An 18,892-nucleotide genomic window follows, 5' to 3' on the forward strand; every position below is an offset into this window, starting at 1 on the left:
GGTGTGGTGCGAGCAGGCTCGCGTTCGCCGGGCGCCGTTGTTGCATGGATGCCGCCCCGAGCCTGGCTGTGGCGGGGGTTCCCGGACAGTCGCAGCGCCCCTCGGAGCGGGGCCGGTGATTATATCGCGGCGGCCAGCCCAACCAACGGCAGGGGAGGGTGGCGACAGAGATTGTTAAGTTGGGGGTTTATTCCCCTGCCAAGGAGCGCCATGAACCTGTCCCCCGCCCGCCGCCGCCGTACTTCCGCGGCCCTGGTCCTGTGCGCCGGCCTGCTGCTGGCGGTGCCGCCGGTGCTGGCGCTGGCCCCGCCGCAGGCGGCCGAACAGGCGCAGGGCTACCGCCTGCCCTCGGCCGCGTTGCAGGCCATCGTCGACGCCCCGCGTGCGCCCAGCCTGTCGCTGTCGCCCAGGCGCGACCTGGCGGCGATGCTGCAGACCCCATCGCTGCCGTCCATCGCCCAGGTGGCGCAGCCGGAGCTGAAGCTGGCCGGCCTGCGCATCAACCCGAAGACCTTCTCCGACAGCCGTTTCTCGTTCGGCAACAAGTTGTCGCTGGTGTCCACGCTGGACGGCAGGGAGCGCCAGATCAGCGGCCTGCCGCAGCCATTGTCGGTGGCCTCGCTGGGCTGGTCGCCCGACCAGAAGTACCTGGCCTTCAACCAGGTGGACCCGGCCAGCGGCAGCAACGAGCTGTGGTTGGTGGATGTGGAGGTGGGCAGCGCCCGTCGCATCGCCGAGCGCCTGAACAGCATCGTCGGCCGAGGGTATTCGTGGTTGCCGGGCAGCGACGGGCTGCTGGTGCTGCAGCGCCCGGCCGGGCAGGGCGCGCCGCCGAAGGGGGATGGCGTGCCGACCGGCCCCGCCGTGCAGGAGACCGTGGCCGGGCAGGGCGTGCGTTCGGTGCGGACCTACCAGGACCTGCTGCGCAACGAGGACGATGCGCGCCTGTTCGAGTACTACCTGCAGGCACAGCCGGTGCGGGTATCGATCACCGGCCAGGCCAGTCCGGTGGGCCTGCCCGGCCTGTTCATGGGGCTGTCGCCGTCGCCGGACGGCAAGTACCTGCTCAGCCGTCGCGTCGAGCGGCCGTTCTCGTATTCGGTGCCGGTGAGCAGCTTCCCGCGCCGCATCGACGTGCTCGATGCGCAGGGCATGCAGGTGCATACGGTTGCCCGCCTGCCGCTGGTCGACGGGCTGCCGACCGGCAACGATGCCGTGCCGACCGGCGTGCGTTCGATCAGCTGGCGCGCCGATGCGCCGGCCACGCTGGTCTGGGCCGAAGCGCAGGACGGCGGTGACCCGTCACGACAGGCGGCCATCCGCGATGCGGTGCTGGTGCAGTCGGCGCCGTTCGACAAGCCGCCAGCCACGCTGATGCAGCTGGGGTCGCGCTACGCCGGCATCACCTGGGGCAAGGACGATGTCGCGTTGCTGGACGAGTACTGGTGGAAGAGCCGCCAGATGAAGCAGTGGAAGATCAACCCGGGCAGCCCGGACCAGGCACCGGTGCTGCTGGTCGAGCGGTCGGAGGATGACCGCTACGCTGATCCGGGCGATCCGCTGCTGCAGTCCGATGAGAGCGGGCGCGAGCGGCTGCAGCTGGGCACCGATGGCAAGAGTTTCTTCCGCATCGGCACCGGTGCGTCGGCCGAGGGCGACCGCCCGTTCCTGGACCGCGTGGACCTGGCCTCGGGCAAGAGCGAGCGCCTGTTCCATTCGCAGGCGCCGTACTACGAGCAGCCGCTGGCCATCATCGAAGGCGGGGATGCACGCATCCTCACCTACCGCGAGTCCAACGATGTGCCGGGCAACCTGTTCGCGCGTGGCCTGGCAGCCGACGCGGCACCGGTGGAGCTGACCCGTTTCGCGCATCCGCTGCCGGCGTTGCGTGGGGTGAAGAAGGAGCAGATCCGCTACACGCGCAATGATGGCGTCGAACTGACCGCCGACCTGCTGCTGCCGCCGGGTTATGACCCGAAGAAGGATGGCCCGCGCCCGGTGCTGATGTGGGCCTATCCGGCCGAGTTCAAATCCGCGCAGGACGCCAGCCAGGTCACCGGCTCGCCGCACCGCTTCAACGCGATCAGCTACTGGGGCCCGCAGGCGTTCCTGGCCAAGGGCTACGTGGTGCTCAACAACCCGACCATGCCGATCATCGGCGAGGGCGATGCCGAGCCGAACGACACCTACGTGCAGCAGCTGGTGGCCAGTGCACAGGCGGCGGTGGACGAAGTGGTCAAGCGTGGCGTGGGTGATCGCGAGCGCATCGCCGTGGGCGGGCATTCGTACGGTGCGTTCATGACCGCCAACCTGCTGGCGCATACGCGCCTGTTCAAGGCGGGCATCGCGCGTTCGGGCGCCTACAACCGCACGCTGACGCCGTTCGGCTTCCAGGCCGAGGAACGCAACTTCTGGCAGGCGCAGGACGTGTACCTGAAGATGTCGCCGTTCAACAGCGCCGACAGGATCAAGGACCCGATCCTGTTCATCCATGGCGAGAACGACAACAATTCCGGCACGTTCCCGATCCAGAGCGAGCGCATGTTCGCCGCGGTGAAGGGGCTGGGCGGCACGGCGCGGCTGGTGATGCTGCCGAATGAATCGCACGCCTATCGCGCACGCGAGTCGATCATGACGATGCTGGCCGAGAGTGAAAGCTGGCTGGACCAGTGGTTGGGCGCGGCCGACGGCAAGGCTGGCAAGAAGCGCTGAGGACGAACGCCCTCCCTTGCGTGAAGCGCAGGGGGAGGGCGGCTCTGCGCAATGTGTCAGTGCGCGACGCTGCGCTCTACTCCCTCCATCGCGCGAAGCGCGGGGGAGGGTTGGGGAGGGGCGCTTCTGACGTGGGTCGTGAAATGCACCCCCTCCCAACCTCCCCCTGCCTGCTGCGCAGGCAAGGGGAGGGGCGGTTCTGCGCGACGTGTCAGTGCGCGACGCAGCGCTCTACTCCCTCCCTCGCGCGAAGCGCGGGGGAGGGTTGGGGAGGGGGCGCTCCCGACGTAGGTGCGTCCCGTTCACATGCCAACGAATGTCCGCCGAGACGCCGGAACTGCGTCGTTTCCTGTCTGCAAAGACAGCGTCCGGACAAGGTTCACATGCAACTGTTTCACCTTTGATGCACTGCAAAAACCGGACATTTTTTCGGTTAGGCTTGGGGGATTCCCGCTCTCAAGGCTTGTGCGTCCTGGATGAACGAGTACCGTAGCAGCGTTGTCTTCGCCACTCCCGATCTGCCCCTGCGCGACGATGTGCGCCGGCTGGGCACGCTGGTGGGTGACCTTCTTGCCGAGCAGGTGTCACCGGGCTTCCTGGACGAAGTGGAAGAGGTGCGCACCGCCGCCATCGCCCGTCGCGAAACGCAGGGGCCGCTGGCCGGCCTCAGCACGCAGCTGGCCGGCCGATCGCCACGCGAAGCCGAGGCGCTGGTGCGTGCGTTCAGTACCTACTTCCAGGTGGTGAACATCGCCGAGCGCGTGCACCGCATCCGCCGTCGCCGTGACTACCAGCGCGCCGGCACCAAGCGCCCGCAGCCCGATGGCCTGCATGATGCGTTGATCCAGCTCAAGGCCCAGGGCGTGACGCTGGAGGAGCTGGCGCAGTGGCTGCCGCGCATCGACATCGAGCCGGTGTTCACCGCACACCCAACCGAAGCGGTGCGCCGTGCACTGCTTGAAAAAGAACAACTGATGGTCGCCGCGCTGGTCGACAACCTCGACGGCCAGCGCACCCCCGGCGAGCAGGCCGCCGATGCCGCGCGGTTCCGCATGGCGCTCACCGCCTCGTGGCAGACCGCCGATTCCTCACCGGTACGCCCGACGGTGGACGACGAGCGTGAGCACGTGGGTTTCTACCTGACCCGCGTGCTGTACCGGGTGATCCCGGTGTTCTACGAATCGCTGGAGCAGGCGTTGCTCGATACCTGGGGGCGCAGCCTGCCGTTGCCGCGGCTGCTGCGCTTCGGTACCTGGGTGGGCGGTGACATGGACGGCAATCCCAACGTGGACGCCAGCACGGTCGCTGCCACGCTCAATGCACAACGGCGCGCGGTGCTGGAGCTGTACATCCAGGACCTGTTGAAGCTGGCCAGCCTGCTCAGCCAGTCCACCGAGCTGATCGGTGTCAGTGACGCGGTGCAGGCACGCGTGCAGGAATACCGTGAACTGCTGCCCGACGTGCAGTCGCGCCCGCGCCATGCCGACATGCCTTACCGGCTGCTCAACGACCGCATGCGTGCGCGCCTGCAGGCGACGCTGCAGGATGCGCCCGGTGCGTATGCCGCGCCGGAAGAACTCATCCACGACATCCAGCTGATCCTGGACAGCCTGGAGGCCAACAAGGGCAAGCACGCCGGCTGGTTCTCGGTGCGCCGGCTGCTGTGGCGCGTGCGCACCTTCGGCTTCCACCTGGCACGGTTGGACGTGCGCCAGGAGTCGAGCGTGCATTCGCGTGCATTGGCCGAGGTGCTGGGCGGGCAGGAAGCATTCGATGCGCTGGACGGCGCGGCGCGTGCGCGGACGCTGGCGCCGTATGCGGCCGGCGACGCCGCGTTGCCGGCGGGGGCCGACGAAGGGGGGCAGCGGTTGGACAAGGTGTTCACGGCGTTGGCCGATGCGCGCCGCCGGCACGGTGCCGATGCGCTGGGCAGCTACATCATCTCGATGGCGCATGACCGTGGCGACGTGCTGGCGGTGCTGGCATTGGCACGCCGCGGCGGCCTGCAGGATGACAACGGTGCGGTGCCGCTGGATATCGCGCCGCTGTTCGAGACCGTCGACGACCTGGGGCGTGGCACCGACACCCTGCGCGACCTGCTGGCCGACCCGGTCTACCGCGCCCATCTGGCCGCACGCGGCGACGTGCAGATGGTGATGCTGGGTTACTCGGACAGCGGCAAGGATGGCGGTATCGCGGCCTCGCGCTGGGGCCTGCAGCAGGCGCAGGTCGAACTGCTGGAGGTGGCCAGCGCGCACGGCGTGCACCTGACCTTCTTCCACGGTCGCGGCGGCTCGATCAGCCGCGGCGGCACCAAGACCACGCATGCGGTGAACGCCTCGCCGCGCGGCAGCATCGACGGGCGCCTGCGCGTGACCGAGCAGGGCGAGGTGATCCATCGCAAGTACGGCATCCGTGCACTGGCGCTGCGCTCGCTGGAGCAGTCCGCCGGTGCGGTGCTGCGCGCCAGCCTGCGCCCGCGTGCGGCCGAGCCGCGCGAGGCGCTGTGGAAGCCGGTGATGGCGCGGGTCGCCGAGCAGAGCTCGCAGGCCTACCGGGCGTTCGTGGGTGACCCGCAGTTCATGAACTATTTCCGCCAGGCCACGCCGATCGACGTGATCGAGCGCATGACCCTGGGCTCGCGCCCGTCGCGGCGATTGGGCCAGGATGCGGCGCTGGGCAACCTGCGTGCGATCCCGTGGGTGTTCGCCTGGAGCCAGGCGCGTGCGGCGATCCCGGGCTGGTTCGGCGTGGGCAGCGGCCTGCAGGCGGCCGCCGATGCCGGGCAGGAAGATCTGCTGCGTGAGATGGCGCATGACTGGCCGTTCTTCGAGACCTTCCTGGACGACATGTCGATGGTGCTGAGCAAGGGCGACATCCACATCGCCGAGCAGTTCTCGCGCCTGGCCGGGCCGTTGCATGACCAGTTCTTCCCGCGCATCGGCGAGGAGCTGGCGTTGACCAAGCGCTGGGTGATGCGCCTGAGCGGGCAGCAGGAGCTGCTGGAGCATGACCCGCGGCTGGCACTGTCCATCCGCCTGCGCAACCCGTACATCGACCCGATCAGCACGCTGCAGGTGGACCTGCTGCAGCGCTGGCGGGCGAGCGACCGCCAGGATGAGGCGTTGCTGCGCGCCCTGGTGGCCTGCGTCAACGGTGTCTCGCAGGGCGTGCAGAACACAGGTTGAGGGTCCGACCATGGGCCGGGATGCAGCGCGGCCTGATCCCGGCGTCGCGATGACCGGTGCGCGCCACCGGGCTGGGAGTGCATCCCGGCCTGCGGGCGTAGGGGGGCTCAGGCGTCGGGCGAAGGGTTGCTCTTGAGCAGCTCCAGATGCCGCTGTTCCATCTCCTGGCGCAGCTGGCGGCGGATCTGCGCGGCGGCGAAGCGACGCTTCTCGTCGGACGTCTCCGGCTGCAGCGGCGGCACCGGGGTCGGCTTGCCGTCGTCATCAACGGCCACCATGGTGAAGAAGCAGCTGTTGGCGTGGCGCACGCTGCCCTTGCGGATGTCCTCGGCCACCACCTTGATGCCTACTTCCATCGACGAGGTGCCGGTGTAGTTGACCGATGCCAGGAAGCTGACCAGCTCGCCGACCGCGATGGGCTGGCGGAACGTCACCTGGTCCACCGACAGCGTCACCACGTAGTTGCCGGCGTAGCGGCTGGCGCAGGCGTAGGCGACCTGGTCGAGCAGGCGCAGGACCGCGCCACCGTGCACCTTGCCGGAGAAGTTGGCCATCTCCGGGGACATCAGCACGGTCATCGAGAGCTGGTGGGATTTGTGTTCGGACATCATGGCGCTGGCTGCGACGGCGGGAGCCGCAGGCTACTCCCTTGCGGGTGAAGGGGGTAGGGGCCGTACCCCGTGCCGGTGCGGCAGGGGCGATGGCGTGGCCGCCGCTTACTGGAAGTTGTAGCGCACCACGTGGAAGAACACCGGTGCGGAGAACACCACCGAATCCAGCCGGTCCAGGATGCCGCCGTGGCCCTCGATCATCTCGCCCCAGTCCTTGGCGCCGAGGCTGCGCTTGACCGCCGACAGCGCCAGGCCGCCGAGGAAGCCGCAGACCACGATCAGCAGCGACAGCGCCGCGGACTGCAGCGGCGAGAACGGGGTGATCCAGTACAGCGCCGCGCCCACGCCGGTGGCCGCCAGACCGCCCCCGACCAGGCCTTCGATGGTCTTGGATGGGCTGACCTGCGGGGCCAGCAGGTGTTTGCCGAACAGTTTGCCGAACACGTACTGCAGCACGTCGCTGAGCTGGACCACCAGCAGCAGGTAGAACAGCAGCATCAGGTTCTGCCCTTCGTAGCCGGGGATGCGCAGCAGCATCAGCGCCGGCGCATGGCTCAGGCAGAACACGGTGAGCATCACGCCCCACTGGATCTTGGTGTTGCGCTCCAGGAAGTTCTCGGTGTCGCCGGACAGCGCCGATACCGCCGGCAGGGTCAGGAAGCCGTACACCGGGATGCACATCACGAACAGGCCGTACCAGTCGATGCCGATCAACCAGTACTGCAGCGGGATGGCGATGTAGAAACACAGGCACAGTGCCAGGTGGTCGCCGCGTCGGGTCGGGGTGAGCGAGATGAACTCGCGCAGCGCGAAGAACGAGAGCAGGCCGAAGAACACCAGCGTGGCGATCTTGCCCAGCACGAAGCAGAACAGCAGCACCGCGGCCATCACCCACCAGGCACGGATGCGGGCGTTGAGGTTGTCCACCACCGAGCCGGACTTGAAGCGGCCGATGATGAAGCCGATCAGGCTGGCCAGCACCAGCACCCCGAACACGCCGCCGATCATCCACCAGAACTTGGGAGGTGCGCGCTCGATGGCCTGCTGCAGGAAGCTGCCCAGGGGCAATTGCTGGAATACGTTGTTCATGCCAGATCCACCACGGCCTGCCGGGCGCGTTGCAGGAACTGCGCCTTGTCTTCATCGGGAATGCGGTTGAGCGACGGGCCGAAGCGCGCCGTGCATACCAGCGGCACCGGCACCAGGCTACCCTTGGGCAGGGCGCGGCGTGCGTTGTCCAGGTACACCGGCACCAGTTCCACGTGCGGGTAGTGCTGGGCCAGGTGGAACAGGCCGGCCTTGAACGGCTGCGGCATGGGTTCGTGGTTGCGGGTGCCTTCCGGGAAGATGATCAGCGAAGCCCCGCCGTCCAGCGCGTCGTACAGCGGTTGCAGCGGGTCGCCCTCGACCTTGTTGCGGTCGCGCTCGATCAGCACGGCGTTGAAGCCCCTGTCAGCGATGACCTTGCGGATGCCCTTGCTCCAGTAGTCGCGGGCGGCGACCGGGCGGGTGTGCTCGCGCTGGGCTGGCGGCAGCGCCGACCACAGCGCCACCGTGTCCAGGTGGCTGGAATGGTTGGCGAAGTAGATGCGCTGGGTGTCGTTGGGGCGGCTGCCGACCCAACGCGGGTAGGCACCGATGAAGACCTTGACGGCGGCGACCAGCAGGCTGGAGAGCATCAGGACCTTGCCTTCAGTTGCGCGGCGATCGCGCGGGTGCGGGTGATGCAGGTCAGCAGCGCGCCGGCGGCGATCACCACGGCGGCCACCTGCAGGGCGTAGCCGGTGTGGCTGACCCATTGCTCGATGATCGCCGCCACGCAGGCCAGGGTCAGCACGAACATGCGGTGCTGCTTGGCCATCGGGCCACGGAAGTCCTGCGGCAGGCCAAGGCTGGCCCCGGACAGCCGCACGTAGGCGGTAAGCGCGGCGAGCAGTGCGCCCAGCCAGCCCAGCCAGGGCATGCCGGCGGCGTAGCCGAGCGCGACGATCAGCAGCGAATCGGCGATCCGGTCCGGGTATTCGTTGTACAGCGCCCCGGTCGGGGTCTGTTTGCCGCCCTCCATGGCGACCATGCCATCGAGCAGGTTGCAGACCAGGCGCAGCTGCACGCCGATGATGCAGGCGACCAGGCCGAGCAGGCTGGGCGCGGCCAGCAATCCCACCGCGCCGATCACGGCGAAGAAGATGCTCAGTACCGAAATCTGGTTCGGCGTGACGGAGGAGCGTGCCAACGCGGCGCTCAGGGCCTGGGCCCAGCCGGTGGAACGGGCGGCGATTGGTCTGCGGTCTTCTTTCCCCATGGCGGCGATGGTAGTGCATCGCCGGGGTGGCAGGAGCATCCGGTGAGCGAGTCAGAGCGGCTGCAAGCGGGCGCGCGTTTCGGCGTCCGGGAAGCCCAGGGTGAGGTAGCGGGGCGGGTGCAGGTGGCGGCTGTCCTGCTGCAGCAGGTGGCCGATCAGCGGCTGGGCCTGCTCCCAGTCCACGACCAGCGTGTGCGCATCGTCCTCGTTGACCGGCATTACCAGCACGATGCGGTCGGTGCGCGGCAGCGAGCTGGCCACCCCTTCGGTCCAGGCGCACAGCGAATGCCGCTCCTCGCTGTGGACCATGAAATTGGCCACGAACACATCCTCGTCGTGGGCCTGGTGCACGCGGTCGAGCAGTTGCTTCTGCATGGCGTAGGCATCGCCGTCCAGTTCCAGCCGCAGCTGCCGTTGCCGCTCGCGCAACGCAGGGTCGGCCAGCACGTGCGGATGCAACTGGCCATCGTCATAGCGCAGTACTTCCCAGGAGATCACGCGGCCGTCGGCGAATGCCTGGCCGGCCAGTTCCAGCATCGCCGCCTGCGCGCGCAGGTCACCTTCGCCAGCGACCAGCAGCATGTCGCGGGTGGCGAGCATGAACACCGGCAGGCCGGCGACCGGCACGCGGTGCAGCAGGTCCGGCAGCAGGGCGCGGCTGCTGTCGTAGGCGTCGCCCCAGGCGGCCTGATAGAGGCCGGGGGCCACCTCGACGAAGGGTTCGTCCGGGCTTTGGCGCAGGTTGGTGCGGGCGATGACCAACGCCTCGTCGAAGCTGATGTCCCACTCCTCCGGCGGGCCCTGGGTGAGGGTGGCGGTATGGTCGGGGTGGTCGACGGCCAGCAGTTCCACGCATTCCTCGCTCAGGCGGCGGTACTGCAGGCGCTGCGGCGGTGCACTCCAGCCCTCCTGCTCGGCATGGTGCAGGGTGATCTCCTCCAGCTGGGTGATGCTGCGGATCAGCGGACGCAGCAGCGGGCGCGCCTGCTCCAGCGTCATTTCCTCGTCGTTGTCATGCACGCCGAGCAGCTGGCTGAAGGCCTGCAACGCCTTGCGTTGCTCGCCACGCGGGGCCCCCAGGTAGGCCTGGTAAGCGTTGTGAAGGTTGAAGTACGAGCCGTTGGCATGGCGGATGCGGAAGGTGTCCGGCTCGTAGTGCAGCGCCTGCGTGTAGCCGTTGGCGCGTACCGCGGCCATGAACGTGCGGGCGAAGCGGTCCGGGTCGGGTTTGTCCTTGAACAGTCTGCCGATCAATGCCTGAAACATGCCAACGCTCCTTGTGAATGCCAGCCATCGTGAGCGGGGTGATGGCGGCATTGCAAGGGCAACTGCGCAAACGACGACGGGCCGCTTGCGCGGCCCGTCGGGGTGCAACTGGCGGAGCCGGTCGCGCTTACTTCAGCTTGGCGGCCTTGCGCAGGGCCTCGGCGCGGTCGGTCTTCTCCCAGGAGAAGGCGGTCGCGTTCTGGGTCTTGCCATCGCCGTCGACGTACGAGAATTCCTTCGGCTTGCGGCCGAAGTGGCCGTAGGCGGCGGTCTGCTGGTACATCGGGTGGATCAGGTCGAGCATCTTGATGATGCCGTACGGGCGCAGGTCGAAGTGCGCACGGATCAGCTTCTCGATCTGCGCGTCCGGGATCTTGCCGGTGCCGAAGGTGGTCACCGAGATCGAGGTCGGCTCGGCCACGCCGATGGCGTAGGAGACCTGCACTTCGCACTTGTCGGCCAGGCCGGCGGCAACCACGTTCTTGGCGACGTAGCGGGCGGCGTAGGCGGCCGAACGGTCAACCTTGGACGGGTCCTTGCCGGAGAACGCGCCACCACCGTGACGGGCCATGCCGCCGTAGGTGTCGACGATGATCTTGCGGCCGGTCAGGCCGCAGTCGCCCACCGGGCCGCCGATCACGAAGATGCCGGTCGGGTTGATGTGCACCTTGTTCTTCGGCAGCTTGTCCAGCCATGCCTTCGGCAGGACCGGCTTGAGGATGTGCTCGCGCACGGCCTCGATCAGGTCCTTCTGCTTCACGCCCGGGTCGTGCTGGGTCGACAGCACCACCGCGTCCAGGCCTTCGATCTTGCCGTCCTGGCCGTAGCGCAGGGTGACCTGGCTCTTGGCGTCCGGGCGCAGCCACGGCAGCGGCGAGTTCTTCTTCTTGCGGACCTTGGCCTGCTGCTCGACCAGGCGGTGCGAGTAGTAGATCGGCGCCGGCATGAACTCCGGGGCTTCGTTGCAGGCGTAGCCGAACATCAAGCCCTGGTCGCCAGCGCCCTGTTCTTCCGGCTTCTTGCTCTTCTTGTCGGTGCCGTCCACGCCGGCGGCGATGTCCGGGGACTGCTTGCCGAGCATGTTGATGATGGCGCAGGTATGACCGTCGAAGCCGACGTTGGAGTTGTCATAGCCGATCGAGTTGATGACGTTGCGGGTCAGCTCCTCGATGTCGACCCAGGCCGAGGTAGTGACTTCGCCGGCGACGATGGCGGCACCGGTCTTGACCAGCGTCTCGCAGGCGACGCGGGCGCGCTTGTCCTGGGCCAGGATAGCGTCAAGCACGGCATCGGAGATCTGGTCGGCGATCTTGTCCGGATGGCCTTCGGAGACCGACTCGGAGGTGAAGAGATAGCTGGACATGAGCTTGTATCCCTGTATGCGGATGAAAAGATAGCCGCGAATGATACACGCTCGGGGCCGGGGGGGAATAGTGCAGGGGGCGCCGTTGCCATACGGTTAAGCCGGGGTCATCGAACTGCCGCAAAACCGCAACCGGCCTGCCTTCTGGCGGGCGCAGGCTGCCGGCCAACAGGGCCGTCGGGGTATCCCCATGCAACAGATCGAGCACCGCCTGCAGCAGCGCTATCCCGATTGGTTCCGTGGCCGGCGCGGCCACCTGGCGCGGCCGTTGCTGCGCACGGTGGGGCGCTGGTCGGGGTTTGACCGGATGGACGCCTTCCTGGCGCGCAGCGCCGATCAGCACGGCTTCGACTTCGTCAGCGCCGCGCTGGCGTTCCTGCAGGCCGGCTACACGGTCGACGCCGCCGCACTGGCCCGGATCCCGGCCAGCGGGCGGTTGCTGATCGTGGCCAATCACCCCTCCGGCGCGCTGGATGCGCTGGCGCTGCTGGACGCGGTGGGCAAGGTTCGCCGCGACGTGCGCATCATCGCCAACGACATGCTGCTGGCGCTGGAGCCGCTGCGCGAGCTGCTGCTGCCGGTGCGGATCCTGGGCGGACGGGCGCAGCGCGCCAGCCTGCAGGCCATCGAGCAGGCACTGGAGGCAGAACAGTGCGTGATCGTGTTCCCGGCCGGCGAGGTGTCGCGGTTGTCGCTGCAGGGCATCCGCGATGGGCGCTGGAACCGCGGCTTCGTCCGCTTTGCCCGCGCCTGCCAGGCACCGGTGTTGCCGGTGCGGGTGGAGGCGCGCAACTCGGCGTTGTTCTACGGCGCCTCGGCGGTGTTCAAGCCGGCCGGCACTGCGTTGTTGGCGCGGGAGATGTTCGCCCGCCGTGGCCGACCGCTGCGGCTGCGGGTCGGCCAGCCCATGCAGCTGGACGACGCGGGCAACCCGGCCGAGCAGTTGGAACAAGTGCGCCGGGCGCTGTATGCGCTGGGCGAGGAACCGACGTTGCCGGCAGTGCCGGACGCTGGCCCGGAGCCATTGGCCGAGCCGATCGACGCCACCGTGGTGGCCGACGCGCTGGAGGCCGCGGAGCTGCTGGGCCAGACCAGCGACGGCAAGCAGATCCGGCTGGCGCGTTGCGCGGCCGGTTCGCCGCTGCTGCTGGAGCTGGGCCGGCTGCGCGAGCTGACTTTCCGCCAGGTCGGCGAGGGCACCGGGCGCAGCCGTGACCTGGATGACTACGACCCGCATTACCCGCACATCGTGGTCTGGGACGCGGCGGTGCAGCGCATCGCCGGGGCCTACCGGATCATGCGCGGTGCCACCGCGCTGGCCCGCAACGGCCTGCCGGGCCTGTACACGGCCAGCCTGTTCCGTTACTCCGACGATGCCATCCCGCGCATCGCCGAAGGCATGGAGCTGGGCCGCAGCTTCGTGGTGCCCGACTACTGGGGCAGCCGCAGCCTGGACTACCTGTGGCAGGGCATCGGCGCCTACCTGCAGCGCCAGCCTGGCATCCGTTACCTGTTTGGCGCGGTGTCGATCAGCGCCGCGCTGCCGCTGGCCGCGCGCGAGCAGCTGGTGGCCTACTACCAGCGCTATTACGGCGCCGGCGCGGGCCTGGTCGAATCCAACCGGCCGTTCCAGTACTTCGCCGCGCCGCCGAGCTTCGGCGAGATGGATGCCACGGCGGCGTTCGAGGTGCTCAAGGCCAACCTGGCGGCGCTGGGCACCAGCGTGCCGACCCTGTACCGCCAGTACATCGACCTGTGCGAACCGGGCGGGGCGCGGTTCCTGGCATTCGGGGTGGACCCGGACTTCAGCGACTCCATCGACGGCCTGATCGAGGTCGACCTGCAGGCGATCCGCCCCAACAAGCGCAAGCGCTACCTGCGCGACGCCGGGGCGGTGGCGTGAACGCGCCGCGGGTGCTGCAACCGCACCGCCGCACCGTGTTCATCTCCGATACCCACCTGGGTGCACGGCATTGCCATGCCGCCGAGCTGGCCCGTTTCCTCGGCGCGCTGCGCTGCGAACGGTTGTACCTGGTCGGCGACATCGTCGACCTGTGGTGGTTGTCGCACAAGCGCGCCAGCTGGCGACCTGCCCACAATGACGTGATCGAGGCGCTGCACGCGCTGCGCCGCGCCGGCACCGAGATCATCTACATCCCCGGCAACCATGACGCGCCGCTGCGCCGTACCTGCGGGCTGATGCTGCCGGCCATGCAGGTGCGCCGCCGCGCCATCCATGTCACCGCCGATGGTCGCCGCCTGCTGGTGGTGCACGGCGACGACTACGACGGGGTCACCCATTTCGGGGGCCTGCAGGAGCGCTTCGGCGACTGGCTGTACTACCGCATCCTCACCGGCAACCGCCTGCTCAACCAGCTGCGGCAGCGGCTGGGGCTGCGGTATTGGTCGCTGTCGGAGTTCCTGAAGCGGCAGAGCGGCGCGGCCGAGCGCTACATCGAGCGGTTCGTGCAGGCCGGGTTGGAGGACGTGCGGCGGCGCGGCCTGGACGGCATCGTCTGCGGGCACATCCACCGCGCCGCGCTGGTCGAGCGTGACGGGCTGGTCTACGCCAACGATGGCGACTGGGTCGAGAGCCTGACCGCGCTGGCCGAGGACCATGACGGCAGCCTGCGCCTGCTCGACCATGCCGGCAACAGCCTAGCCTGCCTGCCCGGGGCGGCCGGGCTGGCGCGGGTGGCCTGAACCGCCCGTCTTGCCTTTTTCATGACTGGACAGCCAGCTATGCTGGCCCCAGCTGTGGAAACAGGGAGTGTCCGGGTGGCAGCGAAACAGCCGGTAACGATAAGGATCTGCGTGGCGGTGGCCTGTGCGTGGCTGGCACCGGCCGCCCTGGCAGCGGACGTGCCGGCGCTGAGCTTCGAGCAGGCCCGCGAGCGGCTGGAGCAGGTTTCCGATGCGCTGGCCGCGGCCCAGGCCGGGGTGCGCAACAAGCAGGACCTGCAGGACGCCACCCATTACCTGCGCTTGCCGGAGATCACCGGTGACGTGCGTCGCATGCAGTTCCAGAAGACCCTCAACCTGCCGCTGGGCTCGCTGGCGCCGGTGGCCGAGGCATTCGGCATCGAGTCCCCACTGGAGTTCGTGGAGCGGGATTGGCGCACCCGACCGATCATCACCGCGACGCTGCCGCTGTACAGCGGCGGGTTGATTCCCGCCGCCCAGCAGGCCGCGCAGGCCGCCACCACGATGGCGCAGGCCGAGCGCGAGGCGCAGCGGCAATCGTTGTCGCTGCAGCTGGTGCAGGCCTACTTCGGCCAGCAGCTGGCGGAGCAGGCGGTGCAGGTGCGACGCGAGGTGCGCGATGGCCTGGAGCGCCACCTGCAGGACGCGCAGAAGCTCGAGCGCGAGGGCTTCGCCACCAAGGCGCAACGGCTGCAGGCCAACGTCGCGCGCGACAAGGCCGAGCGCGAGTACCAGAAGGCGGTCAACGACCTGGCCACGCTGCAGCAGGCGCTGGCAACCCTGCTGCGCAGCGGCGGCACGGTGGGCACGAGCTCGCCGCTGTTCGTCATCAGCGCACCGCTCGGCACGCGCGAGGAATTCGAGCGCAGTGCGCTGCAGCGGCATCCGCAGGTCGACCGCATGCGCGCGCTGGCGGCGCAGGCCGAGCAGGGCGTGCGCGTGCAACAGGCCAAGCTCAAGCCGCAGCTGTACCTGTTCGGCCAGTACGACCTGCGCCGCCGCGATGCACTGCTGACCGACGCCGACTGGGCGTTCGGGATCGGCCTGCGCTACACCTTCCTCTCTCCCAACGCGCGGCCACTGCAGGTCAGCGCCGCGCGCGCGCAGCTGGAGCAGGCGCAGTCCGGCATCAGCGAAGTGGAGAACCAGCTGCAGCTCGGCGTCGGCAAGGCCTGGAACGAACTGGACACCGCGCGCGCGCAGTTCCGCCTGCTCGACAGCAGCATCGCCCAGGCCGAGGAGAACCTGCGCCTGCAGGAGCTGTCCTTCCGCGAAGGGCAGGCCACCTCGCTGGACGTGATCGACGCGCGGCTGGCACTGGGCGGGGCGCGGGTGGAGCGCGCCCAGGCCGCCTACCAGTTCGACGTGGCGCTGGCCCAGCTGCTGGAAGTGAGCGGGCAACTGCAACGGTATGACGACTTCCGCCGGCGTGCGGACAAGGTGCTGGAATGAGCGACTCCCTGCAGGCGGAAGCCAACCCGCGGCAACGCCGCCTCTTCGCCATCGGTGGCGTGCTGTTGTTGCTGCTGGTCGTGATCGGCCTGTGGCTGGGGCTGCGCACGCCGCGCGACCAGGTGCAGGGCATGGCCGATGCCGACAACATCAATGTCTCGGCCAAGGTCACCGCGCGGCTGGAGCGCCTGCGGGTGCGCGAGGGCGACCGGGTGAGCGCCGGCCAGGTGCTGTTCGAGCTGGACAGCCCGGAGGTGGCGGCCAAGGAGCGCCAGGCCGAGGCGGTGGTGGCCGCGGCGCAGGCGATGGCGGCCAAGGCGGAGGAGGGCGCACGCAGCGAGGACATCCGTGCCGCCGAGGCCAACTGGCGGCGCGCGCTGGCCGGCGCCGAGCTGGCCACCAGCACTTTCCGGCGGCTGGACAACCTGTACCGCGAAGGCGTGATGACCCGGCAGAAGCGCGACGAGGCGCAGGCGCAGGCGCGCAGTTCGGAGGAACTGGCCCGTGCCGCGCGCGCGCAGTACGACCTGGCCCTGGCCGGTGCCCGTACCCAGGATAAGCAGGCCGCGCTGGCGCAGGTGCGCCAGGCGGAGGGAGCCAAGGCCGAGGTGGATGCCGCGCGGCAGGAGACCCTGGGCCGCGCGCCGCAGGCCGGCGAAGTGGGCAAGCGCATGTCCGATGTCGGCGAACTGGTGCCGGCCGGCTACCCGGTGTTCACGCTGGTGGACATCGACCGGATGTGGGTGGCCATGCACCTGCGCGAGGACCAGCTGCATGGCCTCAAGCCCGGTGCGGTGGTGGAGGGCAACATTCCGGCGCTGGGTGGGCGCAAGGCCGCCTTCGAGGTGTATTTCATCAACCCGGCCGGTGACTACGCGACCTGGCGCAGCACCCGTCAGTCATCCGGCTACGACGTGCGCAGCTTCGAGGTGCGGGTGCGGCCGCGCCAGCCCATCGAGGGCTTCCGCCCCGGCATGAGCGTGCTGTTCGCATGGCCGCAGGGCTGAGCCCGGGCAGCGCGTTCGTCGCCTCGGTACGGCGCGAGCTGCGCCATTGGCGCGGCGACCGCTGGGAGCTGGGACTGGTCACCCTGCTGCCGTGGCTGCTGATGGCGCTGATGATGTGGTTGTTCTCCGGCGCCGTGCTGCGGCAGGTGCCGGTGGCGTTGGTGGACCTGGACGCCAGCCCGGCCAGCCGCGGGCTGGCGCGCACGCTCGATGCCAGCCCCGGGCTGGCGATCGTCAGCCAGCCGGCCGCGCTGCAGGAGGCGCAGGCACAGCTGCGCGCGCTGGAGGTATTCGCCGTGGTGCTGGTGCCGCGCGACATGAGCCGGCGTGCACTGCGGGGCGAGGAGGCACCGGTTTATGCGTTCTACAACGCCACCTACATGGCCACCGGGCAATCGGCCGGGCGTGACATCGCCGATGCGGTCGCAGCCTACAACGCACGCCTGCTGAAGGAGCAGATCGCCCGCCAGACCGGGCCGACCAGGCTGCGTGCGGCACCGGTCAGCGTGCAGGCCACGGTGCTGCATAACCCGGCGCGCAGCTATGAATTGTTCCTGCTGCCGCTGATTTTCCCGGCGGTGTTGTCGCTGCTGGCCGCGCTGGCCGCCGGCGGTGCGTTCGGCCGCGAGCGTCGCGACGGCCTGTTGGCCGACTGGCTGGGGCAACGGCCGTGGGCGGCGATCGCCGGCAAGCTGTTTCCCTACGTGGCGCTGTTCTCGCTGTACGGCGGACTGGGCGTGCTGTACCTGGGTTACCTGCGCGGCGACGGCATCAACGGCAGCCTGGGCCTGTTGCTGCTGGCCCAGCCCTTGTTCTACCTGGCCTGCTGCTGCTTCGGGTTGCTGTTCGTCGCGGTGGCGCGCGACATGGGCAGCGGCCTGTCGCTGGTGGGCCTGACCATCGGCACGGCATTGGCATTCTCCGGGGCGACGTTCCCGGTGATCGAGGCACCGCTGTTCACCCGGGTATGGAACGCCCTGCTGCCGCTGACCGCCTACGTGCAGGTGCAGATGCAGCAGATGTTCATGGGTTCGCCATGGCAGGTATCGCTGAAGCCGCTGGCGGTGCTGTTGCTGATGGCGCTGGTCAGCGGTGGCCTGGGCGGGCTGCGCCTGCTGCGTGCCGCGCGTGCGCCGGTGCCGGCATGAGGCGCGTGCTGACCGCCTTCCGCACCACGCTGTTGGCGGTGTTCGCCGACCAGGCAGCGGTGACGGTGATGGTCGGCGCGGTGCTGCTGTACTCGTTCTTCTACCCGGCCGCGTACCGGCACCAGGTGGCCAGCGCGCTGCCGATCGCAGTGGTCGATGCCGACCGCAGCGCGACCAGCCGCGCGCTGGTCCGCCATGTCGATGCGTTGCGCGTGGTGCAGGTGGTATCGCAACCGGCGGACCTGGCCCAGGCCAGGGCGCAGCTGGAGGCCGGGCAGGTGGACGGCATCGTGTTGATTCCGGCGCGGTTGGAACGCGACATCCTGCGCGGTGGCAGCGGTGAACTGGTGCTGCTGGGCAACGGTGCCTATCTGAGCCGGGCCAGCGCGATCCTCAGTGGGCTGGCCGAAGGCGTCACCGCGTTCGCGCGCCAGCAGGCGGTGCACCAGGCCGCGTTCATGGGGGCGCCGCAGGCGGCGCCGCTGGTGCTGGTGCAACGCCCGCTCTACAACACCCGCGAAGGTTATGGCAGCAGCGTGGTGCCGGGCGTGTCGGAGCTGATCGTGCACCAGACGCTGCTGCTCGGTATCGGCGTGCTGCTGGGCAGCCGGCGCGCGCAGCTGGGCCGTCGCCTGCGGTTCGACGCGCCCTCACTGCTCGGGATGGGCGCGGCGTTCGTGCTGGTGGGCGTGTGCGGATTGCTGTACTACGTGGGCTTCACCGCCTGGGTGCAGGACTACCCGCGCGGCGGCAACGTGCCGGTGCTGATGCTGTCGGTGCTGTTGTTCGCACTGGCAACGGTGCCGTTCGGGTTGTTCGTCGGCAGCTTCTTCAGCACCCGCGAACGCGCCTTCCAGTACGTCACCGGGGTGTCGATCCCGCTGTTCTTCCTGTCCAACCTGTCCTGGCCGGCGCTGGCCTCGCCGCCGCTGCTGGTGGCCCTGGCCAAGTTGCTGCCGACCACCCCCGGCATCAATGCCATCGTCCGGGCCCAGCAGATGGGCGCGCGGCTGCCGGAGGTGGGCGGGGAGCTGCTCAACCTGGGGCTGCTGGCGCTGCTCTACGGTGCGCTGGCCTGCTGGCGGCTGCGCGGCACCCCGCGGGGGTGAAGCGGCGGCCGGACGGCTGCTAGCATCGGCG

14 protein-coding genes and 1 riboswitch are annotated in these 18,892 nt (G+C 69.2%); of the genes, 8 read left to right on the forward strand and 6 right to left on the reverse strand.

Annotation, left to right across the window (positions count from 1 at the left end):
- Nucleotides 1–22: 22 nt before the first annotated feature.
- Nucleotides 23–109: riboswitch (S-adenosyl-L-homocysteine riboswitch) on the reverse strand.
- 101 nt (nucleotides 110–210) lie between these two features.
- Nucleotides 211–2,712 carry an alpha/beta hydrolase family protein gene (locus tag AC06FE_RS09920; RefSeq protein ID WP_478072954.1) on the forward strand — a complete coding sequence of 834 codons (2,502 nt, stop codon included), beginning with the start codon at nucleotides 211–213 and terminating at the stop codon, nucleotides 2,710–2,712.
- A gap of 476 nt (nucleotides 2,713–3,188) precedes the next feature.
- A complete protein-coding gene (gene ppc, locus AC06FE_RS09925) occupies nucleotides 3,189–5,900 on the forward strand; it encodes a phosphoenolpyruvate carboxylase (RefSeq protein ID WP_478072955.1) in 2,712 nt (903 codons plus the stop codon).
- Between the two features lie 107 nt (nucleotides 5,901–6,007).
- On the opposite strand, the gene AC06FE_RS09930 is transcribed toward ppc, so the two are convergent.
- The 6 genes from AC06FE_RS09930 to metK form a co-directional block, all read right to left on the reverse strand.
- Nucleotides 6,008–6,511, reverse strand: a complete 504-nt coding sequence (locus AC06FE_RS09930; protein WP_132864568.1) for an acyl-CoA thioesterase — start codon at nucleotides 6,509–6,511, stop codon at nucleotides 6,008–6,010.
- Nucleotides 6,512–6,616: 105 nt separating this feature from the next.
- Nucleotides 6,617–7,519, reverse strand: a complete 903-nt coding sequence (locus tag AC06FE_RS09935; protein WP_478073083.1) for a phosphatidate cytidylyltransferase — start codon at nucleotides 7,517–7,519, stop codon at nucleotides 6,617–6,619.
- A 77-nt stretch (nucleotides 7,520–7,596) separates the two neighbouring features.
- Nucleotides 7,597–8,190: a lysophospholipid acyltransferase family protein gene (locus AC06FE_RS09940; RefSeq protein ID WP_192286353.1), complete on the reverse strand. Its 594-nt coding sequence runs from the start codon at nucleotides 8,188–8,190 to the stop codon at nucleotides 7,597–7,599.
- The gene (locus AC06FE_RS09945) at nucleotides 8,190–8,813 is read right to left on the reverse strand and encodes a CDP-alcohol phosphatidyltransferase family protein (RefSeq protein WP_132864566.1); all 624 of its coding nucleotides are present in this window, start codon (nucleotides 8,811–8,813) and stop codon (nucleotides 8,190–8,192) included. Before AC06FE_RS09945 ends, AC06FE_RS09940 begins: the two co-directional genes overlap by 1 nt.
- A gap of 51 nt (nucleotides 8,814–8,864) precedes the next feature.
- Complete coding sequence (locus tag AC06FE_RS09950) at nucleotides 8,865–10,079, reverse strand: DUF1444 domain-containing protein (RefSeq protein WP_478072956.1); 1,215 nt, start codon at nucleotides 10,077–10,079, stop codon at nucleotides 8,865–8,867.
- A 127-nt stretch (nucleotides 10,080–10,206) separates the two neighbouring features.
- A complete protein-coding gene (gene metK, locus AC06FE_RS09955) occupies nucleotides 10,207–11,442 on the reverse strand; it encodes a methionine adenosyltransferase (protein ID WP_132864565.1) in 1,236 nt (411 codons plus the stop codon).
- 190 nt (nucleotides 11,443–11,632) lie between these two features.
- Here metK and olsF point away from each other — a divergent pair, with 190 nt between their 5' ends.
- From olsF to AC06FE_RS09985, 6 genes are all read left to right on the forward strand, one after another.
- Nucleotides 11,633–13,345 carry a bifunctional ornithine lipid synthase OlsF gene (gene olsF, locus AC06FE_RS09960; RefSeq protein WP_478072957.1) on the forward strand — a complete coding sequence of 571 codons (1,713 nt, stop codon included), beginning with the start codon at nucleotides 11,633–11,635 and terminating at the stop codon, nucleotides 13,343–13,345.
- Complete coding sequence (locus AC06FE_RS09965; protein ID WP_446541201.1) at nucleotides 13,342–14,145, forward strand: UDP-2,3-diacylglucosamine diphosphatase; 804 nt, start codon at nucleotides 13,342–13,344, stop codon at nucleotides 14,143–14,145. The genes olsF and AC06FE_RS09965 overlap by 4 nt, the downstream gene beginning before the upstream one ends.
- 99 nt (nucleotides 14,146–14,244) lie before the next feature.
- The gene (locus tag AC06FE_RS09970) at nucleotides 14,245–15,597 is read left to right on the forward strand and encodes a TolC family protein (protein WP_478073084.1); all 1,353 of its coding nucleotides are present in this window, start codon (nucleotides 14,245–14,247) and stop codon (nucleotides 15,595–15,597) included.
- Nucleotides 15,594–16,604 (forward strand): HlyD family secretion protein, encoded by a 1,011-nt coding sequence (locus tag AC06FE_RS09975; RefSeq protein ID WP_478072958.1) that lies wholly within the window; start codon nucleotides 15,594–15,596, stop codon nucleotides 16,602–16,604. The genes AC06FE_RS09970 and AC06FE_RS09975 overlap by 4 nt, the downstream gene beginning before the upstream one ends.
- A complete protein-coding gene (locus tag AC06FE_RS09980; protein ID WP_478072959.1) occupies nucleotides 16,589–17,752 on the forward strand; it encodes an ABC transporter permease in 1,164 nt (387 codons plus the stop codon). Before AC06FE_RS09975 ends, AC06FE_RS09980 begins: the two co-directional genes overlap by 16 nt.
- Entirely contained in the window at nucleotides 17,749–18,861 is a 1,113-nt protein-coding gene (locus AC06FE_RS09985) for an ABC transporter permease (RefSeq protein WP_478072960.1), read from the forward strand. Before AC06FE_RS09980 ends, AC06FE_RS09985 begins: the two co-directional genes overlap by 4 nt.
- Nucleotides 18,862–18,892: the final 31 nt, after the last annotated feature.

It is taken from the genome of Stenotrophomonas sp. Steno-C18 (genome assembly GCF_056393195.1).